Annotated in this window: 19 protein-coding genes and 1 riboswitch; of the genes, 2 read left to right on the top strand and 17 right to left on the bottom strand. The window is 70.5% G+C overall.

The features are described 5' to 3' along the window. Positions 1 to 111 precede the first annotated feature (111 nt). From OG867_RS19760 to OG867_RS19725, 8 genes are all read right to left on the bottom strand, one after another. Entirely contained in the window at positions 112 to 1497 is a 1386-nt protein-coding gene (locus OG867_RS19760) for an NAD(P)/FAD-dependent oxidoreductase (RefSeq protein WP_026171645.1), read from the bottom strand. A gap of 414 nt (positions 1498 to 1911) precedes the next feature. Continuing rightward, complete coding sequence (locus OG867_RS19755) at positions 1912 to 2853, bottom strand: Ppx/GppA phosphatase family protein (protein WP_328900508.1); 942 nt, start codon at positions 2851 to 2853, stop codon at positions 1912 to 1914. A 13-nt stretch (positions 2854 to 2866) separates the two neighbouring features. Then, a complete protein-coding gene (locus OG867_RS19750; protein ID WP_328900509.1) occupies positions 2867 to 3406 on the bottom strand; it encodes a DUF501 domain-containing protein in 540 nt (179 codons plus the stop codon). Positions 3407 to 3476: 70 nt separating this feature from the next. Further along, entirely contained in the window at positions 3477 to 3947 is a 471-nt protein-coding gene (locus OG867_RS19745; protein WP_328900510.1) for a septum formation initiator family protein, read from the bottom strand. A gap of 117 nt (positions 3948 to 4064) precedes the next feature. Further along, on the bottom strand, positions 4065 to 5351 hold the full coding sequence (gene eno, locus OG867_RS19740) for a phosphopyruvate hydratase (protein WP_406287108.1): 1287 nt from the start codon (positions 5349 to 5351) through the stop codon (positions 4065 to 4067). Between the two features lie 307 nt (positions 5352 to 5658). Further along, complete coding sequence (locus OG867_RS19735; protein WP_328900512.1) at positions 5659 to 6375, bottom strand: transglycosylase family protein; 717 nt, start codon at positions 6373 to 6375, stop codon at positions 5659 to 5661. A gap of 4 nt (positions 6376 to 6379) precedes the next feature. Further along, positions 6380 to 6548: riboswitch (cyclic di-AMP (ydaO/yuaA leader) on the bottom strand. Between the two features lie 285 nt (positions 6549 to 6833). Continuing rightward, positions 6834 to 7895: a transglycosylase family protein gene (locus OG867_RS19730; RefSeq protein WP_406287106.1), complete on the bottom strand. Its 1062-nt coding sequence runs from the start codon at positions 7893 to 7895 to the stop codon at positions 6834 to 6836. Between the two features lie 188 nt (positions 7896 to 8083). Then, entirely contained in the window at positions 8084 to 10072 is a 1989-nt protein-coding gene (locus tag OG867_RS19725; protein WP_406287103.1) for a recombinase family protein, read from the bottom strand. Between the two features lie 245 nt (positions 10073 to 10317). Between OG867_RS19725 and OG867_RS19720 the strand changes: the two genes are divergently transcribed. Beyond that, a complete protein-coding gene (locus OG867_RS19720) occupies positions 10318 to 11568 on the top strand; it encodes a cytochrome P450 (RefSeq protein WP_406287100.1) in 1251 nt (416 codons plus the stop codon). 36 nt (positions 11569 to 11604) lie between these two features. Here OG867_RS19720 and OG867_RS19715 read toward each other — a convergent pair whose 3' ends face one another. From OG867_RS19715 to OG867_RS19680, 8 genes are all read right to left on the bottom strand, one after another. Then, positions 11605 to 12567 (bottom strand): nucleoside triphosphate pyrophosphohydrolase, encoded by a 963-nt coding sequence (locus tag OG867_RS19715; RefSeq protein WP_406287098.1) that lies wholly within the window; start codon positions 12565 to 12567, stop codon positions 11605 to 11607. 34 nt (positions 12568 to 12601) lie between these two features. Beyond that, positions 12602 to 13255 carry a SurA N-terminal domain-containing protein gene (locus OG867_RS19710; RefSeq protein ID WP_328900516.1) on the bottom strand — a complete coding sequence of 218 codons (654 nt, stop codon included), beginning with the start codon at positions 13253 to 13255 and terminating at the stop codon, positions 12602 to 12604. A gap of 132 nt (positions 13256 to 13387) precedes the next feature. Continuing rightward, positions 13388 to 13834 carry a hypothetical protein gene (locus tag OG867_RS19705; protein ID WP_406287095.1) on the bottom strand — a complete coding sequence of 149 codons (447 nt, stop codon included), beginning with the start codon at positions 13832 to 13834 and terminating at the stop codon, positions 13388 to 13390. 101 nt (positions 13835 to 13935) lie between these two features. Beyond that, positions 13936 to 14340: a GtrA family protein gene (locus OG867_RS19700; protein WP_328900518.1), complete on the bottom strand. Its 405-nt coding sequence runs from the start codon at positions 14338 to 14340 to the stop codon at positions 13936 to 13938. Further along, entirely contained in the window at positions 14337 to 15305 is a 969-nt protein-coding gene (locus OG867_RS19695; protein ID WP_406287092.1) for a glycosyltransferase family 2 protein, read from the bottom strand. The genes OG867_RS19700 and OG867_RS19695 overlap by 4 nt, the downstream gene beginning before the upstream one ends. Positions 15306 to 15392: 87 nt before the next feature. Next, on the bottom strand, positions 15393 to 16925 hold the full coding sequence (locus tag OG867_RS19690) for a serine/threonine-protein kinase (RefSeq protein WP_328900520.1): 1533 nt from the start codon (positions 16923 to 16925) through the stop codon (positions 15393 to 15395). Next, positions 16922 to 17521, bottom strand: a complete 600-nt coding sequence (locus OG867_RS19685; protein ID WP_406287090.1) for a hypothetical protein — start codon at positions 17519 to 17521, stop codon at positions 16922 to 16924. The genes OG867_RS19690 and OG867_RS19685 overlap by 4 nt, the downstream gene beginning before the upstream one ends. A 122-nt stretch (positions 17522 to 17643) precedes the next feature. After that, positions 17644 to 19755 carry an N-6 DNA methylase gene (locus OG867_RS19680; protein ID WP_406287087.1) on the bottom strand — a complete coding sequence of 704 codons (2112 nt, stop codon included), beginning with the start codon at positions 19753 to 19755 and terminating at the stop codon, positions 17644 to 17646. Between the two features lie 168 nt (positions 19756 to 19923). Here OG867_RS19680 and OG867_RS19675 point away from each other — a divergent pair, with 168 nt between their 5' ends. Further along, on the top strand, positions 19924 to 20685 hold the full coding sequence (locus tag OG867_RS19675) for a hypothetical protein (protein WP_406287085.1): 762 nt from the start codon (positions 19924 to 19926) through the stop codon (positions 20683 to 20685). A gap of 123 nt (positions 20686 to 20808) precedes the next feature. On the opposite strand, the gene OG867_RS19670 is transcribed toward OG867_RS19675, so the two are convergent. Continuing rightward, entirely contained in the window at positions 20809 to 21594 is a 786-nt protein-coding gene (locus OG867_RS19670) for an HNH endonuclease family protein (protein ID WP_406287083.1), read from the bottom strand. Positions 21595 to 21684: the final 90 nt, after the last annotated feature.

The raw sequence follows: 21684 nt of genomic DNA, 5'->3' as shown, positions 1-21684 counted from the left end.
TTTCCCCGCGGCGCCCTTTCGTACCCGGATACGCCGAAGGGGCCGTCCGCACCACGGATGGCGGACGGCCCCTTCGGGCGTCGTACTGCTCGCTCCGGCGGGAGCGGCGGGCTAGGAAGCCTTGGCCTTCTCGCCCACGGGCTTGGCGGCGGCCGGCGCGGGGGCCGGCTTGGCGGCCTCGTAGAACTCCTCGCGCGGCGTCTCCATGGCGCCGAGGGAGACGACCTCGCGCTTGAGGAACATCGCGAGGGTCCAGTCGGCGAAGATCCGGATCTTGCGGTTCCAGGTCGGCATCGCCAGACCGTGGTAGCCACGGTGCATGTACCAGGCGAGGCGGCCCTTGAGCTTGATCTTCATCTTGCCCATGACGATCATCGCCACGCCCTTGTGCAGGCCCAGACCGGCGACCGCGCCCTTGTTGGCGTGGCTGTAGTCGGCCTGCGGGAAGCCGCGCATCCCGGAGATCACGTTGTCGCCGAGGACCCTGGCCTGACGCAGCGCGTGCTGGGCGTTCGGCGGGCACCAGGCGTTGGGGTTGCCCGCCTTGCGGCCGACCATGTCCGGGACCTGGGCGTTGTCGCCCGCGGCCCAGATGTAGTCGGTGCCCTGCACCTGGAGCTTCTCGGTGGTGTCCACGTGGCCGCGGGGGCCGAGCGGCAGACCGAAGCGGGCCAGCGCCGGGTTCGGCTTCACACCGGCGGTCCACACGATGGTGTTGGAGTCGACCTCCAGGCCGTTCTTCAGCACCACGTGGCCGTCGACGCAGGAGTCCATGGAGGTCGAGAGGAAGACCTCGACACCACGGGACTCCAGGTGCTCGCGGCCCCAGGTCCCGAGCTTCGGACCGACCTCGGGGAGGATCTTGTCGGCGGCGTCGACCAGGATGAAGCGCATGTCCTCGCGCTTCACGTTGGTGTAGTACTTGGCCGCGTCGCGGGCCATGTCCTCGACCTCGCCGATGGTCTCCGCACCGGCGAACCCGCCGCCCACGAAGACGAAGGTGAGAGCCCGGCGGCGGACGTCCTCGTCCGTCGTGGAGTCGGCCTTGTCCAGCTGCTCCAGGACGTGGTTGCGCAGGCCGATGGCCTCCTCGATGCCCTTCATACCGATGCCCTGCTCGGCGAGGCCGGGGATCGGGAAGGTGCGGGAGACCGCGCCGAGCGCGATGACCAGGTAGTCGAAGGGCAGCTCGTAAGCCTCGCCGACGAGCGGCGCGACCGTGGCGACCTTGCGGTCCTGGTCGATCGTGGTGACGCGACCGGTGAGCACCTCGGCCTTGGGCAGGACGCGTCGCAGCGGGACGACGACATGCCGAGGGGAGATGCTGCCGGCGGCAGCTTCGGGGAGGAAGGGCTGATAGGTCATGTACGACCGGGGGTCGACGACCGTGACGGTCGCCTCGCCGTAGCGCATCTTCTTGAGGATGCGCCGAGCTGCGTACAGACCTACGTACCCACCGCCTACTACGAGGATCCTGGGACGCTCCGTGGTGCTCATGCCATCGAGTATCCACCCCACTCGGGGGGCATGCTCGTGAGCCCCTTCACAAGGTTGTGGCCACCCTCTGCTATAGTTCGCCGCCCACGTGACCCAGGTCATGGCCCACACCGGGAATCCCGTTACAGTGGTGAACGTTGTTCACCGCCTGCGAGCTGGCCCTTGGCCCTCGGCCCCGGGCGAAGGGGCCTCCCGGTCCATCCGGACGTCACACTCCCGGAACCTGTCGGTCCGGCCCCCGAGTGACCCCGCTCACCTCCTGCGCGACCCATCCGGAGCAGAAGAGGGGCCCGGGGTGGGCAATTCCTTGTGAAGAAGTTCACGAAGTTGGTGGCGAGGCGGCCCGAAAGCCGCCCCACCAGGCACGTCCCGCCCTCTCAACGGTGCGGGCGGGGCAACGCATGAGCGCCCGGCTCACGCCAGCGAAAAGGCGATTCCGTCCAGAATGTCGTGCTCGCTCACCACGACCTCGCGCGCCCCGGTCCGCTCCATCACGGCCTGCAGGATCAGCGCACCGGACGGGATCACATCGACCCGGCCCGGGTGCATCGCGCTGATCGCCGCGCGCTCCGCATGGGTCGAGGCCAGCAGCCGCGCGGTGATCTCCCGGACCTGCTCCAGGGAGACGCGGGAGTGGTGGATCGCCTCGGAGTCGTACTCCTCCAGGCCCAGCGCTATCGCGGCCACCGTGGTGACCGTCCCCGCCAGGCCCACCAGCGTGGCCGCCGAGGCGAGCGGCACGGTCTCCTCCGCCAGGTCCAGGGCGGCGGCCACGTCGGCGCGGACCGCGTCGATCCCCTCGGACGAGGGCGGATCGGCGAAGACGCCGTCGCGCACGAGGTGGCGCTCGGTCATCCGGACGCAGCCGATGTCCACGGACCGGGCGGCCCGCACCCGGTCGTCGCCCACGACGAGCTCGGTGGAGCCGCCGCCGATGTCCACGACCAGGTACGGCTTCGCGAGGTCGTCGCGCCCGGTCAGCTCCTTGGTCGCCCCGGCGAACGAGAACGCGGCCTCCTGGTCCCCGCTGATCACCTCGGGCTCGACGCCCAGGATGTCCAGCACCCCGCGCACGAAGTCGTCCCGGTTCTCCGCGTCCCGGGAGGCGGAGGTGGCGACGAAGCGCACCTTCTCGGCGCCGTGCTCCTCGATCACCGCCGCGTACTGCCGGCAGACGGCGAACGTGCGCTCCAGCGCCTCGGGGGCGAGCCGGCCGGTCCGGTCGACGCCCTGCCCCAGCCGCACGACCTCCATGCGCCGGGCGTACTCGACGAGCTCCCCGGTGACCGGGTCGGCCTCGGCGACCAGCAGGCGGATCGAATTGGTGCCGCAGTCGATGGCGGCCACGCGCGTCATGTCTGCCGCCCCCTCAGCCCTCGTCCGTACCCTGCTCGCCGCACGGCGACACGCACGGCCCCTTGCGCCACCACTCCGGGAGCATCGCGATCGCCTCGTCGCCCAGCGGGTTGACCCCGGGACCGGCCGCCAGCGAGTGCCCGACGAGCACGTGCAGGCACTTCACCCGGTCCGGCATGCCGCCGGCGCTCGGGAAGCCCTCCAGGACCTCGATGGCGTCGCGCCGCGCGATGTAGTCCTCGTGCGCCGCCCGGTAGGCCGCCGCGAGCTCCGGGTCCTTGCCCAGGCGCTCGGTCATCTCCTTCATGACCCCGTTCGCCTCCAGCGTGCCGATCGCCGACGCGGCGCGGGGGCACGTCAGGTAGAACGTCGTCGGGAACGGCGTGCCGTCCTCCAGCCGGGGCTGCGTCTCGACCACGTCCGGGTTGCCGCACGGGCAGCGGTGCGCGATGGCGCGCAGCCCGCGCGGCGGGCGGCCCAGCTGCTGCCGGAACGCGGCGATGTCCGCCTCGGTGGGGACGGTGGGCTCGGTCTGGGGAGGGGGCGTTTCCATGCCTGCCTAGGGTGCTGATCGGACTGCTCGAACCACGGGTTCTGCAGAGGTACGGGGGTGGGGACGGGCATCAGCCGCGGTCGGCGCTGTCGACGCCGTCCCACAGGTTGGAGTGCCAGGGCCGGTCCGTCTCGGCCGGCTTCCCGTTGCGCTCCTTGGCCGCGTCGGGGTCGACCACGGTGTAGCCGGTCTCCCCGGGAAGAACGTAGTGCAGGTGCTCGCGGGCCAGCCGCTTGATGTACGCGTCGTCCTGGAGCCGGGCCTTCTGGTCCCGCAGCTCCTCGGTGCGCGCCTCGGCCTCGCGGGCCAGCCTGCGCTGGTCGGCGATCTCGTCGCGCTGCGACACGTACTGCCGCATCGGATACGCGAGGGCGACGACCAGGGAGCAGACGACCAGGGCCAGGAAGGCGGCCCGGCCGGTGAGCCGGGAGCGACGGGCCTGGCGCCGGTTCTGGGACCGGTAGACGCGGGCGGCGGTCTGCTCACCGAGCAGCCGCAGCCGGGTCGCGGTGGAGAACCGGTCCCTGTCCTTCACGGCCATGTTCCCGCCTCCCCATTACGACGTCCGTCCCCGCACACGGTACGTGACCGGGCGCGGGGACGGACGGAGGCGGGGGCGGTCGCCCTGCCGGGCTGTGGTCAGCCCTTGCTGTGTTCGTCAGTTCGCGGGGCGAAACCGCGGGAACGCCGAGCGGCCCGCGTACACCGCGGCGTCGTCGAGGATCTCCTCGATGCGCAGCAGCTGGTTGTACTTGGCGACGCGGTCCGAGCGGGCCGGGGCGCCGGTCTTGATCTGACCGCAGTTCACGGCGACGGCGAGGTCGGCGATGGTGACGTCCTCGGTCTCGCCGGAGCGGTGCGACATCATGCACTTGAAGCCGTTGCGCTGGGCCAGCTCGACGGCGTCCAGGGTCTCGGTCAGCGAACCGATCTGGTTGACCTTGACGAGCAGGGCGTTGGCGGAGCCCTCCTCGATGCCGCGGGCCAGGCGCTCCGGGTTGGTGACGAAGAGGTCGTCGCCGACGATCTGGACCTTGGCGCCCAGCTTGTCGGTGATGATCTTCCAGCCGGCCCAGTCGTCCTCGTACAGCGGGTCCTCGATGGAGACCAGCGGGTACGCGGAGACGAGCTCCTCGTAGTACTCGGTCATCTCGGCGGCCGAGCGGGACTTGCCCTCGAACTCGTACGTGCCGTCCTTGTAGAACTCCGAGGCGGCGACGTCGAGCGCGAGCGCGATGTCCTTGCCCGGGGCGTAACCGGCCTCCTTGATGGCCTCGATGATGAGGTCGAGGGCGGCGCGGTTGGACTCCAGGTTCGGCGCGAAGCCGCCCTCGTCGCCGAGGCCGGTGGACAGGCCCTTGGTCTTCAGGACCTTCTTCAGCGTGTGGTAGACCTCGGCGCCCCAGCGCAGGGCCTCGGAGAAGGACTCGGCGCCGATCGGCGCGATCATGAACTCCTGGATGTCCACGTTGGAGTCGGCGTGCGAGCCGCCGTTCAGGATGTTCATCATCGGAACGGGCAGCAGGTGCGCGTTCGGGCCGCCGAGGTAGCGGAACAGCGGGAGGTCGCTGGCCTCGGAGGCGGCGTGGGCGACGGCGAGGGAGACGCCGAGGATGGCGTTGGCGCCGAGCGAGCCCTTGTTCTCCGTGGCGTCCAGGTCGAACATCGCCTGGTCGATGAGGCGCTGCTCGGTGGCGTCGTAGCCGACGAGCTCCGGGCCGATCTGCTCGATCACGGCGAGGACGGCCTTCTCGACGCCCTTGCCCTGGTAACGGTTGGGGTCGCCGTCACGAAGCTCAATGGCCTCGAACGCGCCGGTGGAGGCGCCGGACGGAACAGCAGCACGACCGGTGCTGCCGTCGTCGAGGCCGACCTCGACCTCGACCGTGGGGTTGCCCCGGGAGTCGAGGATTTCCCGGGCTACGACGACGTCGATGGACGGCACGAGGCATCTCCTTCTGGGATATGACGCTGGTTGTGCAGGGTCGCTTTGGCCTTGCGACAAGAGCCTAACCGGCCCGGCCGTCTGCGTCGGCCGACCGCCCGTCCCCTGGGACGAAAAAGGAACCAAGAGCGGGCATACCGGTCTGAAAGACCAGGTAATTACTGACAAGTAACTACAACAGTTGAACGATCACCGGCCGCCCGGCACCCTCAACGCGGCGTGCCCCGGCCCGGCACACACGGGGGGAAGGTGCGTGCCGGGCCGGGGCGGCCTGAGCGATCAGCGAGGAGGGATCGCGGTTGCTTCGTTACTTCGTCAGGTGGAGCTGCTGGCCCGGGTAGATCAGGTCGGCGTCCTGGACGATGCCCTTGTTCAGCTTGAACAGCCGCTCCCAGCCGCCCTTGACGTGGTGCTCGGCGGCGATCTTGCTCAGCGTGTCACCGGTGACGACCTTGTACTCGCCGTCACCCTTGGCGACCTTCTTGCCGGTGGGGGTGGTGACCGTCTTCTTCGGCGCGTCCGAGCGGTCGGAGCGGTTGGTGGCCGGGGCCTCGGTGCGCTCGGTCTTCTTCGGGGCGGCCTCCTGCTTGGGGGCGGCCTCCTGCTTCGCGGCACCGGAGCCGGTGTCGACGCCCGGGTCGACACCGTCGTTGGTCAGGTTGCCGGCACCGGCGCAGGACCAGGCGCCCGGGCCCTGCAGGTCGAGGAGCTTCTCGGCGGTGGCGATCTGCTGGGCCTTGGTGGCCAGGTCGGCGCGGGGCGCGTACTGCGTACCGCCGGCGGCGGCCCAGCTGGACTGGGAGAACTGCAGGCCGCCGTAGTAGCCGTTGCCGGTGTTGATCGACCAGTTGCCGCCGGACTCGCACTGGGCGACCGCGTCCCACGTGGAGACGGAGGCGGCGGAGGCGTTGGTCGCGCCCATCAGCGGCACGGCGACGGCGGCACCGGCGACACCGGCGAGCGTCGCGACACGGATGGCCTTGGAGGGGCGGCGGTGCTTGTTGCCCTTGCGGTTGAGCAGCATCGAGTCTTCTCCTCACCGACGCCTGCGAGGTGAGCTGTCGGGTTCGGGCCAAGTGAGTTGCCCGGCCGCGCCCCTGGCGCGACTTCACCCCTAGCCGGCCCCGAGTCGTCTCCCGACGATCAGGCCCAGCGCCTACCTGGGTCCCCCGCTCCTGCCTACGGCGCTTTCGCGTCTGTTCCCTTCGACCGACGGCAGGATTCGGCGTGACGGTCGACGGGGCCCGCGGTGCGAGCGGTTCTGACCGTAATCACACCCACTGGTCATATTCAAAGAAGGACATACCGGATAATCATCCCGTAAGAGCATCCGATGAACCCTCATTTATGCAGGTCGGAACGGATGCGGCGGGACCTCCCGGACAAGGGGCGTGAGTTCACGCGAAGAGACCCATGTCTCACTCGGTCAAAAGTGGGACATGGGCCTCTTAAACCACCCAAAGCGCAGAGGGCTCTAACGGCTCATCCGGCGCTCTCGGCGACCTTGTCCGGGGCCAGGCCACCCAGGCCCAGATCGAGGTTCTGGCCGGGCAGGATGAGGTCCGGGTCGGAGCCCACCTCGTCCTTGTTCGCCTCGTACAGCTCGGGCCAGCCGCCGGGCAGGTCCTGCGCGTCGGCGATCGCCCAGAGGTTGTCCCCCGCCCGTACGGTGTACGTGCCGTCAGCCGGCCCCGTGGCGCTGTCGCGTGCGTCGCCGTCACCCCGCGAGGCGTGCCGGCCCGCGTCGCGCCCGTCGGCCGTCCCGGCGGCGTCGTCGGCGGCCGGGGTGCCCCGGTGCTTGCCGCCCTGCGCCCGCGCGTCGTCCGTCGCGCCGGCCGAGGGGTCCGCGGAGGAGTCGGCCGAGGGCGTGGTGGACGGGTCGTCCGAGGCGGACGGGGTGCCGGAGGGGTCGGCCGAAGGATCGCCCGACGGGGAGGCGGAGGCATCCGCCTTCTCCTCGGCGCTCTTGCCCGCGTGCTTGCCGGAGCCCTTGCCGGCCCCCTTGCCCGTGGTGGCCCCGCCGGACGCCTCGTCCGAGGGGGTGGCCGACGAGTCCGAGGAGGCGTCGTCCACCGGGTCGGCGCCGAGACCGGCGTCGAGGCCCGAGTCGGCGCTCCGGGCGGGCTCGTCCTCGTCCTTGTCGCCCGGGTCCACATCCGCCTTGCCGGCGGCCTTGGTGAGCCCGGAGATCACCGCACAGCTCGGCCACGCCTTCGGGCCCTTGGCGGCCAGGACCCGCTCGGCCACCGCGATCTGCTGCGAGCGGCTGGCGAGGTCGGCGCGCTCGGCGTACGCCTCACCGCCGTACGCCTTCCACAGCTCCGGTGTGAACTGGAGACCGCCGTAGGAGCCGTTGCCGAGGTCGGCGCTCCACATGCCGCCGCTCTCGCAGTCGGCCACCCGGTCCCAGGTCGCGGTGTCCGCGGCGTGTGCGCTCGCCGCGCCGAGCAGCGGGATGGCGATGGCCGAGCCGGTGACGCCTGCGGCGACCACGATGGCGGGTGCCTGACGAGGGCGGCGGTGTCTGCCGTTCGCGGAGCCCATGGGAGATGCCTTCCGTGTGACTGACAAGCGACTGGAGAGTCGAACGGTGAACCTAGCGAAACTCGAACGTGAGTCACAAGTCGATGCAGTAGAGATCACGCGAAAGTCACAGAGTTGACGGAGGGTCACTTTCGCCGGCTTGCACATGCCTCGCTTCACAGCTACGGAGAAGGCCCGGACCTGCCGCATCACAACGCCGGCCTGGCATCGAGAGCCTCTCCGCGCCCTTGCACCGGCAGACCCTCACGCGGTTGAACGGTGACCGTGAGCTGCGGCAGCACGGCATGCCGGTACGCCTCCACACCTCGGTGGTCCGCTCCCAGAACGGCCATGATCTCCGGCCAGGCTCCCCGCTTCCACCAGAAGAGCTGGCGCTCCCTCATAGGGTTGATCGGACCCCAGGTGAGCGGCATCTCGACCCATGACAAGCCGCTCCGCAACCTGTGGAGCATGCCGGAGAACTGCACGCGGACGTCGTACTTCGAGATGAAGTGCTTCTTCGACTTCTCGGGGAGGAACCCGCGCAACATCGCCATAACCGCCTCCCACTCCTCACCCGTCGGGTCGGGAGGCACCAGAGTCCCCGTTTCGTGATGCCACTCCCTGACCTCGCACCTGATGCCCGATCTGGCCGCCTTCCCCATCGCCCGGGGTGTGACACGGACGTTGAGGAACTCGCACAGGTCCTTGCGCTCGTCCAGTGTCATGCTGTCGAGGCACTCGCGAGCATTGCTCGCGATGGCGGCAAGTTTCCGCGCCTGCCGCTGGTGATCCGCTTGTGTCCGCAGCCATTGTTCGCCGACGTCCTTCTGCCTTCTGTACTCCTCCAGCTCCTCCTCCATCACCTTGAGCCCGGCCTTGAGCACCAGGGGATCGATGCCGGCCTCCAGGTATGCGGGCACTTGCCGGTGAATGAGGTTCTCTCGCACCGCGATGTCGTCGGCAAGAAGCAGCACCCGTTTCTCGTACTTCTCCCTGTCCCCCTGCAGGCTGCTGAGGCATCCGGCTGCCATCGCCCGCAGTTGGTCCTTCTCCTCCATGAGCTGGGCCAGTTCGGCCCAGACCGCAGCTTCGAACTCCGCCGCGTCGAAGTGCGGCTCTTGGCAGGAACCCTCCTCACCGGACGAGCCCTTGCAGCGGTAGCCGCGCGCTTTCCTGCTCCCCCGCCCCATGCCGGTGTAGACCGACCCGCAGAGACTGTCGATCCGGCCGCTCAGGGGATAGATCCGGTCGTCGATGCGGCCGTTCTGGAACCCGATCCTTCTGAGCGTCTCCATGAGCAGTCCGGCGCGCTCCTCGGACAGAATGGGCGGAACACCGATCCTGACCGGGTCACCATGGACGGGGCTGCCGTCCTCGCGGAGCCGAGTGTTGTTCTTACCGGCACCTCGGTTGGTCTTGCGATAGACGACGTAGCCGCAGTGGATGGTCTCGCTGTGCAGGCGGTTGCGGAGATTCGCCGCAGCCCACGGCACGCCGCTGCGGGTGAGGAGGCCCCGCGCGTTCAGTTCCTCCGCCGCCTCGGAAATGTTCATGCACCGGTCGACGATGCACTCGGTGGCAGCGAAGAGCACCCTGGACTCGTAGTCATCGGTGACCAGAACACTGAACGTCTTCTGCCGCCCGCCAACCACCGTCGTGTCCTTCGCGAGCCTGTAGCCGTACGGGGCGGGGCCGCCGGGCCAGCCTCCGTAGCTGATCTTCAGTTCGCGACCGGCGCATGTCCGTTCCCTGATGCGCCGCCACTCCATTTCGGACAGGGTGACGTGCCGCACGAACTGGGACCATCCGGTCTCCGTGCTGGTGTCGATGTCCTCACTGGCCGAGAGGAAATGGACACCCAGGTCTGCCATGTCCCAGGCCCACTGGTACGCGGCACGCGCCGTGCGGCCGATTCGGTCCACTGCGGGGACGAGGATGCGGTTGAAGTACCCTCGCCGCGCGTCATGGACGAGGCGGTCCATCTCGGGTCGGCTCTCCAGCGCACCGGATACGGCCTCGTCCACGTACTCGTCGTAGACCGTGGCCTCAGGATGACGGGCGAGCCAACCGTTGGAGATCTGGTTCTGGTCTTCGAGGCCGAAGCCGTCGAGTTGCTCTCCGGTGGAGACTCGTGCGTACTTCGCCACGACGATCACAGCTGAAGTGGGCAGGCGTAGGCGTGCCACAATGGGCATGTTCAGTCCTCCGAGACTGTTCCGTCCCCGGGGTGTTGATGCACCGCCGGGAAGGTTTCGGCCTCATGGCGCTCTACCAAGCGCTGTGAGGCCGGTGCCATTTTCAGAAGAGAATATGCTGCGCATACGAGCACTTTCTGTGGAAAGAGGCGGCCCATCACTCGTTCGTGTGGAGCGATCGTCGGCCTCGTCCCGCGGCCAACTGCGGCACGACCGGAGCCACGGGGCCGGATACCGTCGTCGTTGTGAACCGCACCCCGCCGCCCGAACTCTTCACCTGGGCGTTCGCCACCGACCCGTACCCCGCCTACGCCTGGCTGAGGGAGCACAGCCCCGTACACCGGACAACCCTGCCGAGCGGGGTGGAGGCATGGCTCGTCACCCGTTACGCGGACGCGCGGCAGGCCCTCGCGGACAGCCGTCTCTCGAAGAATCCGGCACACCACGCGAAGGACGCCCAGGGCAAGAGCAAGACCGGCATCCCGGGCGAGCGCAGTGCCAACCTCATGACGCATCTGCTGAACATCGACCCGCCCGACCACACAAGGCTGCGTCGACTGGTGTCCAAGGCGTTCACGCCCCGGACGATCGCCGCCTTCGGGCCTCGCGTACAGGAGTTGGCGGACCGGCTCATCGATGACTTCGCGGAGAAGGGGGAGGCGGATCTGATCCATGACTTCGCCTTTCCGCTTCCCATCTACGCCATTTGCGATCTGCTCGGCGTACCTGAGGAGGATCAGGACGACTTCAGGGACTGGGCAGGCATGATGATCCGGCACGGCGGCGGCCCGCGCGGTGGGGTCGCCCGGTCCGTGAAGAAGATCCGCGCCTACCTCGCGGAGCTGATCCACCGCAAGCGGGAGAACCCCGGCGACGACCTGATCTCAGCACTGATCCGGGCGAGCGACCACGGCGAACACCTCACCGAGAACGAGGCCGCCGCGATGTGCTTCGTGATCCTCTTCGCGGGCTTCGAGACGACCATCAACTTGATCGGCAACAGCGCGCACGCGTTCTTCCGGAACCCCTCGCAGCGTGCCGTGTTCCAGAGCGCGGTCGAGCGAGGAGACGACCGCCTGCTGGACACCAGCATAGAGGAGCTGCTGCGCTTCGACGGCCCGGTGGAGCTGGCCACCTGGCGCTACGCCACGGAGCCGCTCGACATCGGAGGAGCGCAGATCCGTGAGGGCGATCCCGTGCTCGTGGTTCTCGCGGCGGCCGACCGCGATCCGGCCCGTTTCCCCGAGCCGGACTCGCTCGATCTGTCCCGTCGGGACAACCAGCATCTCGGCTACGGGCACGGCATCCACTACTGCTTGGGGGCGCCTCTCGCACGGCTTGAGGGCCGCACCGCGTTGGAAACCTTGTTCCGCCGCCTGCCCGACGTTCAGCTGGCCGTAGAACCCGATGACCTTCGATGGCGGGGCGGCCTCATCATGCGCGGCCTCCGCACGCTCCCGGTGGAGTTCACGGCGGTGAGCAGCACGCAGGGATGACGAGAAGACGGCGGGACCGACGTTCACTCCCCGACGTTATCCGGTGCCCTCCGCCGTCCGGATCGCGTCCCGGTACGCGCGTCCCGCGGCGCGTAGCGCGGCCTCCGGGTCGATGCCCTCATCCTGGGCCTGTGCGGCGAGGGCGAGGAGGCGGTAGCCGATGTCGTCGCCCTCGGGGAGCGGGACGTCGAGTCCGGCGGTACGGACCCGGCTCGCGAGCTTCGCGGCGAGCGCCAGGCCGGGCTGGCCGATCGGTACGCCGTCGGTGACCGATTCACGCTGCTTCTCGATCGCCTTGGTGCGCAGCCAGTGCGCGTGGACGTCCTCCGGGGTCTCGGCGGTCTCGTCGCCGAAGACGTGCGGGTGGCGGTGGATCAGCTTCTCGATGAGCGTGCCGGCCACGTCGTCCACGGAGAACGGCTCCTCCTCATCCTCCTCCGCGATGCGCGCGTGGAAGACGACCTGGAGCAGTACGTCCCCGAGTTCCTCGCGCAGCTCCTCGCGGTCGCCGTCCTCGATCGCCTCGACCAGTTCGTACGCCTCCTCGATGGCGTACTTGGCGAGGCCCTGGTGGGTCTTCTGCGAGGTCCAGGGGCACTCGACGCGGATGCGGTCCATGACCTGGACGAGGTCGAGGAGCCGGGCGCCCGGCAGGTCGTACGCGCCGGGCAGCAGCTCCAGGTCGGGCATCCGCACCCGTCCGGAGCCGGCCAGCCGGGCCAGGCCGTCGGTGAGCGGCTGGTTGCCCGCGCCGCCGGTGAGGACGACCACGGTCCGGCCGCCCGCGCAGGCGTCCACGAGCTCCTGGGCGTCCGGGACGCCCGGGGTGACGGTGACGCCCGCCTCGCGCAGATACGGCAGCTGCGGCTGCTCCGGCTCGCCGCAGCGCACCTCGTCGGCGCCGTGCAGCGCCTGCCAGGCGGGCCAGGACAGCAGCCCGGGCGCGACCCGGTGGCTGACGGTGAGCAGGACGATGCGGCCGGGGTCTTCAGCGTTCACGCCACCGAATCTACCCGGCCGCGCGCGGCGGCTGTCAGGCCCCGGTCTCGGCGGCCGCCTGGGCGGGCTTGGTGACCTGGGAGATCCAGGGGGCCTTGTAGTCGCCCAGCTGGATCTGCTGGTTGTCCCAGGTGCCGTAGCGGGGGTTGACGTCGACGTCGAGCGCCTTGGACGCCTTGGTCAGCGCGTCGCCGATGGCCTTGGTGCCCTCGGGCGTGGACGGGTCGGCGCCGAGGGCCTGGCCGAGCTTCGTGATCTGGATCTGCTCGCGCAGGAAGGCGTCGATCTGGCCCGGGGCGAGCCAGCGCTCCTGGAGCACGGCCTGCCGCAGCCCCTTCTCGCCGCTGTACTGGGCGACGGCCGACGTCCGCATCTGCTGGATCTCCGCGCGGCTCACCGTGACGCCCGCGTCCGCCGCGGCCCGGTCGAGGACGCGGTCCAGGATCAGCCCGTGCAGCTTGGCGCGGGCCAGCTGGCCGGACTGGTCGGTGAGCTGCGCGGCCTGCGGGGACGAGCCCTGCGCCTCGCGTACGTCGGCCACCTGCGCCTGCACGGTGGACACCGTGATCCGGTCGCCCCCGACGACGGCCGCGGCGCCGGGGTGGGCCTGGCTGCCACAGGCGGAGAGGAGCGGCGCTGCGGCGAGCAGCGCGGCGGAGACGGTGAGCGCGGTGCGACGGCGGTGCAAAGGAGCCTCCCGAGGAGATTGTGCGGCGGTGCACAAAGCCTTGCGATGATCGATGTTAGGGAGTGGAACCGGTCCGGGCCACTGATTCGACCAACGATTCGGGAGGAGTTGGGGATGCGGGCCGCCCTCGGCTCAGACGGCGGCTCCCGCGACGGGGACGAGTCCGGCCACGATGTCCAGGCTGTTGTTCCTGACCAGGACGGGGAAGAAGAGGCGCAGCGCGCTCCCCGTGGACGCGTCGACCAGGTCGAAGGACTTCTTCAGGACCCGGTTCTTGATCTCGGTGCGCGTGAGTCCCTGGAGCGGGAACGTGGCCATGTGCCGGTCCGGCTTGGCGAAGGTCTGGTTGGCGACGAAGAGGAAGAGCCTCTCGCGGCTGACCGCCAGGTATATCGGCTGGGGGGCCGCCGCCGCGATCATCGTCCCGCCGCTCAGTACCGCCGCGGCGAGGCCCATCGCCAGGTTCCGCTTGACCGATATCTCGCACAGGTTCACCAGGGACATCGCCACGACCTGCTCCCCGGGCTCCAGCATCGGCGTCACGGCCTTCAGCAGCGCGCGGCTTCTTCTTCCGTTCACAACACCCCTTGGTGACTCGTGCGATCCAGGCCGTGGGAGGACGACCCTCCCTCGTGCCGGGGACATTGTGTCCTACCCGCCCCGGCCTTCCGACCGCCGTCTCAGGCCACCGGTTCCGGCCGCTTCCGGGGTGGGGGGTCCGGGCGGAGCATGATCGTGCGCGAGATCACGAACGTGAGGGGGATGGCGGCCGCCGCCGCGACCAGCGGGGCGTACCGGTTGCTGAATCCGGCGAGGTCGACCAGCAGATAGACCCCGCCGGTGGTGATGAGGAAGTTCGCCGCGTTGGTGAGCGGGAAGAGCAGGAACTTCCGCCAGGTGGGCCGGGTGCGGTAGGTGACGTACGAGGTGAGGAAGAAGGACCCGGTCATGCTGAGCGCGAAGGCGAGGGCGTGCGCGGCCAGGTAGGGCAGGACGTGCAGGAGCAGCAGATAGCAGCCGTAGTACGTGCCGGTGTTCACCGCTCCGACGAGGACGAAACGGATGAGTTGTGCGGGGAGCGTCATCGGCGTACGAACTCCCGGGGCTCCCGTTCGGCGGCGGCTTCGCGGGTCCGGGTGTTGGTGGCCTTGACCAGGAAGTGGGGGCGGCGCTTGACCTCGTAGTAGATGCGCCCGACGTATTCGCCGACGACTCCGGCGAGGACCATCTGGACGCCGGCGAGCGCGGTGACGACGACGAGCAGGGTGACGTAACCGGGGGTGTCGACGCCTTGCACGAGAGCGACGCCGACGATCCAGGCGGCGTAGGCGAGGGCGACGGAGGTGAGGAGCAGGCCGAGGTAGAGGGCGGCGCGCAGGGGCTTGTTGTTGAAGGAGAGCAGCCCGTCCAGCCCGTAGTTGAGGAGCTTGCCGAAGGTCCAGGCGGAGCGTCCCTGTTCCCGTACGGCGTTCTCGTAACTGAACGTCGTGGTGGGGAAGCCGACCCAGGAGAAGAGGCCCTTGGAGAAGCGGTTGTACTCGGTGAGCGAGAGCACGGCGTCGGCCGCGCGGCGGGAGAGGAGCCGGAAGTCTCCGACGCCGTCGACCAGTTCGACGTCCACGAGGCGGTTGATCAGCCAGTAGTAGGCGCGTGCGGAGAGGGTGCGGGTGACGCGGTCGCCGGCGCGGGTGCGGCGGGCGATGACCTGGTCGTAGCCCCGGGCGTGCTCCTGGAGCATGCGGCCGACCAGCTCCGGCGGGTGCTGGAGGTCGGCGTCCATCAGGACGACGGCGTCCCCCTCGGCGTGCTGGAGACCGGCCAGCATGGCGGCCTCCTTGCCGAAGTTGCGGCTGAAGGAGACGTACCGGACGCGCGGGTCGGCGGCGGCCAGTTCCTGGATGAGGGGCAGGGTCCGGTCGGCGCTTCCGTCATCGATGTAGACGACCTCGAACGCGTGCCCGAGGCGGGACATTTCGTCCGTGACGCGTTCATGGAAGCGTTCGAGGATCTCTTCCTCGTTGAAACAAGGCACCACCAGCGAGATCAGCACTCATGTACATCAACCGGTCAATGTGTCGCCTTCCGGAGCCCGGTGTGGCCGGTGGGCGACCATCGGGTGAACGGCCCGTCCCGGGCCTCAGCCGCCCCGGACCTCCATCTGGCGTTCCAGCTGCCGGCGCAGCTCGATGGGCAGCGGGTGGTGCGGGCCGTAGGTGCGCTCGGTGTCGTACAGCAGGGACTGGAGGTGGGCGCGCGCGTTCGCGTGGTCGCCGAGGGCGAGCAGCAGCTGCCCGATGCGGTGGCGGATCTCGTACGAGCGTGCCGGGTCGTTGCCCGTGGCGTACTGGTTCTCGTAGTACGGCAGCACGGCGCGGTACTCCGCGAGCGCGGCGGCGGGTTCACCGAGCTGTTCCAGGCACTGGGCGCCGTCGCAGCGGTAGCCGAGGGTCTGCGGGTCGGCGGTACCCGCCTCGGCGGCCCGGTCGTCGGCGAGGCGGCGCAGTTCGGGCAGGGCGCGGCGGTACTGGCCGTCGTCCATGAGGGTCGCCGCGTACTGCTTGCGCAGGATGCGGACCACCGGGGAGCCGGACCCGTGCTGTTCGGCGGCGACCGGGAGGAGCCCGCCGAGCATGTCCACGGCCTGGGTGATGCGGCCCTCGCCGAGGAGCCGCTTGACCTCGTCCACGGCGGCGGCCACGTCCGTCCGGGCGGGCGGGGTGGCGGGCATGGCCGGCGGCGGGGCCGTGGCGCGGTCGGGCCAGGGGGCGTGCGGGCGCAGGAAGGGCCGGGTGGGGTCGAGCGGCCCGGCGGGCGGCCGGGAGCCGCGTGCGGGCAGCAGCGGGGCGAGGTGTTCGTACACCTCCTGGGCGCTGTCCGGGCGGTGCTGCGGATCCTTGGCGAGCAGCCGCAGCACGAGGGTTTCCAGCGGTTCGGGGATGTCGGGCCGGATCTGGCGGACCGGCAGCGGCGGTTCGTACAGGTGCCGGTGCAGCACGCCGAGCGCGGTGGACCCGGCGAACGGCACGTCGCCGCTGAGCAGTTCGTGCAGCAGGACGCCGAGGGCGTAGAGGTCGGTGTACGGGCCGACCGCGCCGCCCATGGCCTGCTCGGGGGCCATGTAGGCCGGGGAGCCGATGGGCGAGCCGGTGTTGGTGAGGCGGGTGGTGTCGGTGTCGAGGACGGACGCGACACCGAGGTCGAGGACGAGTACGGTGCCGTCCGGACGGACCATCACGTTACGGGGCTTGAGGTCGCGGTGGACGATCGGCACGGCGTGCACGGCGCTGAGGACGGCGCACAGCTGCGCGGCCACCGCGACGGCCCAGGGCCAGGGGTAGGGGTCGTGTTCGGCGAGGTGGTCGCCGAGGTCGGCGCCCTCCACGTACTGCATGACGAGGAACAGGTCGTCGCCGTCGCTGCCGGCGTCGTGCACGGTGACCAGGCCCGGGTGGTCCACCTGGGCGGTGACCCGGCACTCGCGGACGAAGCGGCGGCGCAGCTCGCCGGCGGCCTCGCTGCCGATGGGGCCGGTGACCCGGTCGGGGCGCAGCAGCTTGACGGCGACGCGGCGGTCGAGGCGCTGGTCGTAGGCCGTCCAGACCTGGCCCATGCCGCCCTGGCCGAGGATCGTCGCCAGCTCGTACCGTCCGCCGATGAGGCGACCGTTCACCGGCCTTCCTCCTTGCGGAGGTAGTCGCTCAGCTCGTCCAGCTCGGCGCGGACCTGGTCGATGCGCTGGGGCGGGGCGGGCCGGGCGTCCTCCGGTTGGGGGCAGCGCGTGAGGGGAAGCGGGTAGGGCTGCTGCTGGCCGGGGTGTGGCGGGTAGGGCTGCGGCTGTCCGTACGGCGGTGTGGGCACGGGCACGGTGGTGATGTACGCGTAGCCGGGCCCCTGGTGCGGGAGTCCGGCGCCCTTCCCGGTCAGGCGGGCGTAGAAACGTACGTCGGCGACGAGGTAGTACACACAGACGGCCGCGAGGACCAGGAGCATCAGCGCTATGAACATGTTGTCGATGTCGTCCGCCTCCACGTTCGGCTCGTTCCTGCCGAGCACGGCGACCACCACGCAGATGAACACGAAGCCGGTACCGGCCGTCCACCAGTCGAGGGCACGGCGGCGGACGAACGCGAGCCTGAGCAGCGGTGCCCACAGCAGAAAGCCCAGGGAGCAGACCGCGAGCATCGTGAACAGCACGCGCATGGAGACGATCCAGGCCCTGCCGGGGACTCGGCGCGGCGCCGTGGGCGGAAGACCCGGGGCGTACATGGCTGCTCCTGGATTGCCTGGTCGTGAAACGTCCGCGCGCACACGGGCGTGCGTGCGGATCCGAGCGTAAGGGGCGACAACGACAGAGGGCCCGGGGTTGTGCGGAACCGTTGTGGTTCCGGTCACTCCGGCGTGACCGTACCGTCCGTCAGGCCGTCGTAGAGGCCCTGGACGAGCTGTCCGCCGAGTCGTCCGGCGAGCCGCAGCGCGTCCTCGAACGCGGCGAGCGCGCGGAACCGTTCGCCGTAGCGCCGCTGCTCCGCCAGGGGCAGGCGCGGTAGTTGGAGGCGGCGGGCGTCGAGCCGGGTCGCGGTGGAGGCGTGGCTGCTGGCCTGCCGGTTGTTGGTGGTGCCGCGCAGGAACCCGGCGAGGAACCAGGGGTCGAGCACGGCCGGGTCGGGGCGCAGCAGCTGGAGGTTGCGGCCGAGCGCGGCGCCCGCGGTGGCCTCGTCCACGACCCGGACGACGGTGACTCCGCCGAGCACGGGCACGACGACGTCGCCCGCCTCGACCAGGACGGGCTCCTCGGGGGTGCCGCCGGCGGCCGGGGCGCCGGAGGGCGGGGTGGAGCCGAGCACGTCGTGCTCGGTGAGGACGGGTCCGGTCCCGGTGCCCGTACCGCCGTGGCGCAGCTGGAGGGCGCCGGCACGGGCGAGTTCGCCGATGGTGGTGAGCGGGCGGTGCGCGGGTGCGGTGGGGGCGGGGGGCGGCGGGGTGAGGCTCGTGGCGAGGCCCAGCGTCGTGGTCAGCCGCTCCCGTACGCCGGCGAGCTCGGCGGGTCCGCCGGTGGCGGCGGGGGACGGGAGGTGGCGGGCGGGGGCGAGGTCGACGTCGTCGTCGAGGAGTTCGATGACGGGGACGGTGCGGGAGGCGGCTGAGTGCGGTGCCGCGGGCTGCGGGCGCTGTCCCTCGTACGCGTGCCAGGCGTCGAGTACCGCGTGGCGCAGGGCGGTCAGGTCGAGGCGGTCACGGCCGCCGCCGGTGGTCTGCTCGGAGGGCTCCGCGGTGTCGATCAGCAGCAGTTCGGGCGTGGGCCGCGGCTCGGCGCCGGGCCTGCGGAGCACCCACAGGTGGAGCGGGATGCCGTACGGGGGTGCGGCGCCGGCCGGGAGCGCGATGACGGCGCGCAGGGCGCCCCGGCGCAGGAGGTCGGCGCGGATGCGGCGGCCGGAGCGGCGCGAGGCGGCGGCGGGCGGCATCAGGAGGACGGCGGTGCCGCCGTCGCGCAGCCGGGCCAGCGCGTGTTGCACCCAGGCGAGTTCGGACTCGGTGCGGGCGGGGAAGCCGTACTCCCAGCGGGGGTCGTAGGCGAGTTCGTCGTGGCCCCAGTTGCGCTCGTTGAACGGCGGATGGCAGAGCACCGCGTCGGCGGCCAGGCGCGGGAAGGCGTCGGTGCGCAGGGTGTCGCCGGTGCGCACGTCGAGCGTGCGGTCGCGGGGGGTGGTGCGCGGGGCGTCCGCGGTGCGCAGGGCGAGGCGGAGTGCGGTGACGGCGGCGAGGCCGGGGTCGCTCTCCTGGGCGTGGAGGGCGGCGGGGCGGCTTGTGGCATCGGCCGGGCCGAGGGCTGCGGTCAGCAGGGCGCCGGTGCCCGCCGCCGGGTCGAGCACCGTGCGCACGCCCGGTCCGCCGGTGCCGGCCAGTTCCGCCATCAGTTCGGCGAGTCCGGGCGGGGTCAGCGTGTACTGGCGCGGGTTGGCGTCGAGCTGACGGCCGAGCAGGAACTCGTACGTCTCGCGGACGCCGGTTCCGGCGGCCAGTTCGGCGGCGCCGCGCAGCAGCGGCACGGAGGGCAGGAGCTCGGCGCGGTCCGGGGTGCGGACGGCGCGCCCGTTCCCGGCGGGCCCGAAGCGGTCGGCGAGAGCGTCGTCCAGGGCGAGGGAGAGCACCCCGGCCATCCGCTCGTCGGACACGCCGGTGATCTCCCGCCAGGCGACGGGGCTGCGGTTCACCAGGAGCAGGGCGCAGCCGGTGTGGACGAGGGCGGTGACGGGGCCCGCGGGGTGGCCGGCGAGCTGCTGCCAGACGCGTTCGCGGAGGGGGACCTCGACCAGCTTGCCCTGGTCGCGGAGCCATCGCTCGACCTCGGACAGGGCGAAGGACGGGCTGGTCTCGGTGCCGCCCACGGGCTGGGGGAAGTCGGCGTGCCGACGGCGCCAGTTGCTGACGGCAGCGCGCCCCACGCCGGCCAGACGGGCGATCCCGGCGGCGGTCACCTCTGTCGCGTTCTCCGGCACTTGCTGTCTCCCTGGTCGGCCCCCTGTGTCGGCGAGCATACCGACCCACCCACACCTCCACGGTTCACACATCAAATAACTATTCACAGATAAATCGTGGTTGACTCGGTTCACAGAATTTGTTCTGATGACCACGTCGTCACCCATCTGCCTCCGGAGCCCTCCCCCATGCGCCTTCTCACCCGTACCGCCGTGAACACCGCCTGCGCCTTCGCCGTGCTGGGCCTGGCCGCCTGCGGCACCGACACGACGCCCTCGAAGGAGGCGGCCCCGAAGAACTCCCCGGCGAGGGAGGCCGAACCCTTCGCGAAGCTCTCGGGCCCCGAGGTCGTCAACAAGGCCATGGCGGCCACCAAGAAGGCCAAGTCCATGAAGATCGGCATCGACACGACGTCGGACGGGGAAAAAATCTCCGCCCACCTCAGCAGCGACACCTCCGGCAACTGCACCGGCACGATGGCCATCGGCCCGGCGGGAGCGATGGAGATCCGCAAGACGGGTGACACCGTCTACACGAAGTACGACGAGGCGATGCTGCGCGAACAGTCCAAGGGCGAGCCCGCCGAGGACATCGACGCAGCGGTGGACATGCTCGCGGGCAAGTGGCTGAAGTCGAAGGCGTCGGAGCCCGACAACAAGGACATGCTCGAGCTCTGCGATCTGAACTCGCTGCTGGAGGACTCCGCAAGCAACGACACCGAGGCCCGGAAGGACGGCTCCACGACTGTCGACGGCCACCCGGCCCTGCGCCTCATCGAGAAGGACGGCGCGGCAACCTACACGCTCACGGTGGCCACCGAGGGGCAGCCGTACATCCTCAAGATCGACGCCGCCGGCAACGAGGACCCGATGACGATGACACTCTCCGAGTTCGGGAAGCCCGTCGTCGTGCACAAGCCCGCCGCGAAGGACATGGCCGACATCGGCTGACCGCCCCGGCCGGGCCGCCCGCCGGCACACCGCGACCGGCGACCCCTCACCCGCCCCCACGCACAGGAACCCGCCGGTGTCCGGAGCACGGGGTACGGGGACCCGACGCCGGGAACAGCGTTCTCAGCCGCCGCACTGCTCCAGCATCATGTCCTTGTCCGCGCTCGTCACCGGCAGGTCGTACTTCAGCGAGACCTGGGCGAACCGGAGCGCGTACGCGCAGCGCACCGGCTTGTACGGGGGAAGCCAGGTCGCGGGGCCCGCGTCGCGCTTGGCGTTGTTGGCGGGGCCGTCCACGGGGATGAGGTTGAGCGGGTCGTTGGCGATCTGTTGGCGCTTGGACTCGTTCCAACGGGCGGCGCCCATCTGCCAGTCGTACGACAGCGGCATGACGTGGTCGATCTGCACCTTGGTCGCCTGCTGCTTGCGCCACTCGATGGTCTTGCCGGTGTACGGGTCCTTGAGCGTCATCGAGACGACCACGCACTTCGAGCCGGATCGCAGCTCGACGTCCTTGCCGTCGCGGGCGAGCAGGTCGTTGCGGGTGTCGCAGCCGTTGTGGGACAGCGGGACGTCGTCCACGGAGTCCTTCCAGGCGTACCCGAACTTGCCCCGTTCGTACCCGGTCTTCGGGCCGCGCCCCTTGGTGGCGACCTTCTCGATGACCTTGCGGGCCGCCGCGCGGTCCTTGTCCGAGGTGAGGGGCGCGAGGCCGGGCTTCGTCCCGTCGTCGTTCGTCAGCGGGCTGGCGCCGAAGCCTGTGACGGACTGGCCGCCGCCGTCCGCGCCGCCGCCGGTGGTCGTGTCGATGTCCTTGGGCAGTTGGTCGGGGTCGCAGCCGCTCAGCGCCAACGCGGCCGTCGCGGCCAGGGCGGGGACCAGTACTCGACACACGCGGGGAGATATCACTCGCAGCCGTCCTGACGGGGAGAAAGCCGAACCAACGAGGGGATTCTACGAACGTCTTCCCCGCCGACGGACGTTCATGGCTCGGGTTCA

It is taken from the genome of Streptomyces sp. NBC_00209, assembly GCF_045206345.1.
GTDB lineage: Bacteria > Actinomycetota > Actinomycetes > Streptomycetales > Streptomycetaceae > Streptomyces.
This window is presented reverse-complemented; position numbering and strand designations above follow the sequence as displayed.

Bases quoted from the DNA above. Each gene is read 5' to 3' on its own strand.
- OG867_RS19725 (WP_406287103.1), bottom strand. From the start codon at position 10,072: ATGCCCATTGTGGCACGCCTACGCCTGCCCACTTCAGCTGTGATCGTC.
- OG867_RS19675 (WP_406287085.1), top strand. From the start codon at position 19,924: ATGCGCCTTCTCACCCGTACCGCCGTGAACACCGCCTGCGCCTTCGCC.
- OG867_RS19685 (WP_406287090.1), bottom strand. From the start codon at position 17,521: ATGTACGCCCCGGGTCTTCCGCCCACGGCGCCGCGCCGAGTCCCCGGC.
- OG867_RS19730 (WP_406287106.1), bottom strand. From the start codon at position 7,895: ATGGGCTCCGCGAACGGCAGACACCGCCGCCCTCGTCAGGCACCCGCC.
- OG867_RS19745 (WP_328900510.1), bottom strand. From the start codon at position 3,947: ATGGCCGTGAAGGACAGGGACCGGTTCTCCACCGCGACCCGGCTGCGG.
- OG867_RS19750 (WP_328900509.1), bottom strand. From the start codon at position 3,406: ATGGAAACGCCCCCTCCCCAGACCGAGCCCACCGTCCCCACCGAGGCG.
- OG867_RS19755 (WP_328900508.1), bottom strand. From the start codon at position 2,853: ATGACGCGCGTGGCCGCCATCGACTGCGGCACCAATTCGATCCGCCTG.
- OG867_RS19735 (WP_328900512.1), bottom strand. From the start codon at position 6,375: ATGCTGCTCAACCGCAAGGGCAACAAGCACCGCCGCCCCTCCAAGGCC.
- OG867_RS19760 (WP_026171645.1), bottom strand. From the start codon at position 1,497: ATGAGCACCACGGAGCGTCCCAGGATCCTCGTAGTAGGCGGTGGGTAC.
- OG867_RS19700 (WP_328900518.1), bottom strand. From the start codon at position 14,340: ATGACGCTCCCCGCACAACTCATCCGTTTCGTCCTCGTCGGAGCGGTG.